A 1,386-nucleotide genomic window follows, 5' to 3' on the forward strand; every position below is an offset into this window, starting at 1 on the left:
CTTTCCAGTTTTACCTTCAGAGAGTAAGTTTTGTCTGATTTTTCTAAAAAATTTTATCATTGGTTATTGGTTGGTCATAATGAAGCACAACGGTTAGGATATGAAAAGTAGCGTGTTAAATACACTAATTTTCGGATTAAATATAACTATTTAAATAAACTTAATTTAATGTTTGGCACGGAATTAGCTATTTTTTATATACATTGTTGTGCGTAGTTTTTATATCTTTGCACTCGATTAACCGTTATATGAAATCTAAAAGTTTAAAATCAATATCAAAATTTGTCATTCTTTATTGTCAAAGTAAAGGAATGTCAATCAATCCTTTAAAGTTGCAGAAGTTGCTTTATTACGTTCAGTCGTGGCATATTGTAAACTTTGAAAAAGATACTCTTTTTAGCGAGTTACCTGAAGCTTGGGTTAATGGCCCTGTTTATAGGTCAGTTTATGATACTCTAAAACCAAAATTTTTTAGAAATCAAAATTTTGCTTTTCAGTACACTGATGAAAAACTTTTAGAAGAATTAAATTCTACACTTGATAGTTTAAAATTGACTAAAAAGCAAGAAAAACTTCTTTATGCAGTTTTAGATAATTATGGTGTTATGACTGATGAAAAGTTAGTATTCTTAACACATAAAGAAGACCCTTGGAATAATGCAAGAAAAGGTTTGTCTCCTATCGAAAGGTCTACAAAAGAAATAACTGTTAATGATATATACAGTTATTATACAAGTCGATTGAAAAAATAAATGGATTTTTTTGAGCAAATCAATGATTTTATTGAATTCGAAGAAGAAGAATTTGATTTCAAGTTTAGATTAGGTCAGAAAGTTTATAAATTAAATCTCGACTTTACACCCACAATTGCGTACGATTACTTAAATATTGATGATGATTTAGATTATTCATTTCATCATAGTGAATTTCATAGTTTTACCTGCGAAAAAAGTCCAAAAAAATCGGATTATAACATATACTTTGATAAGATAAAAGCGCTTTGCACTAAAACATTAGACGATTCAATTAATAATTCCCATTACACTGAACATTTAAAGGTGATAAATCCAAATAGGAAACTACTTGATATTGTTAAAAAAATATTCGGTGTTTCTCATATTTCACACGAACAATTACCTCAATTTGGTGAACTTGGGTTATACACTAATAAAGTAGGAAATAAAGCACCAAGAATATTTTTCTTTATCGGAAATTTAGGTGTTATTTATATATTATTCTATGACCCTTTTCATAGTATTTTTCCTAAAAAGACGTAGATTCGTCAAATTACGCACAACGTCCGGCGGCTATGGAAAGTAGCGCACTAAAGGACACTTATGTTTCGGTTTAAAGTTTCAGATTAAAAGTAGTAAAAAAAATGGTAAA

At 28.5% G+C, this 1,386-nt stretch carries 2 protein-coding genes; both read left to right on the forward strand.

What is annotated here, in order from left to right; translation table 11 throughout:
- Nucleotides 1-248: 248 nt before the first annotated feature.
- Complete coding sequence (locus tag BM239_RS15235) at nucleotides 249-752, forward strand: Panacea domain-containing protein (RefSeq protein ID WP_092210199.1); 504 nt, start codon at nucleotides 249-251, stop codon at nucleotides 750-752.
- Nucleotides 753-1,277 carry a hypothetical protein gene (locus BM239_RS15240; protein WP_092210201.1) on the forward strand — a complete coding sequence of 175 codons (525 nt, stop codon included), beginning with the start codon at nucleotides 753-755 and terminating at the stop codon, nucleotides 1,275-1,277.
- Nucleotides 1,278-1,386 lie beyond the last annotated feature (109 nt).

Source organism: Algorimicrobium echini, assembly GCF_900115185.1.
Taxonomy (GTDB): domain Bacteria; phylum Bacteroidota; class Bacteroidia; order Flavobacteriales; family Flavobacteriaceae; genus Algorimicrobium; species Algorimicrobium echini.

Coding starts and splice junctions, on each gene's coding strand:
- BM239_RS15240 (WP_092210201.1), top strand. CDS start 753: ATGGATTTTTTTGAGCAAATCAATGATTTTATTGAATTCGAAGAAGAA.
- BM239_RS15235 (WP_092210199.1), top strand. CDS start 249: ATGAAATCTAAAAGTTTAAAATCAATATCAAAATTTGTCATTCTTTAT.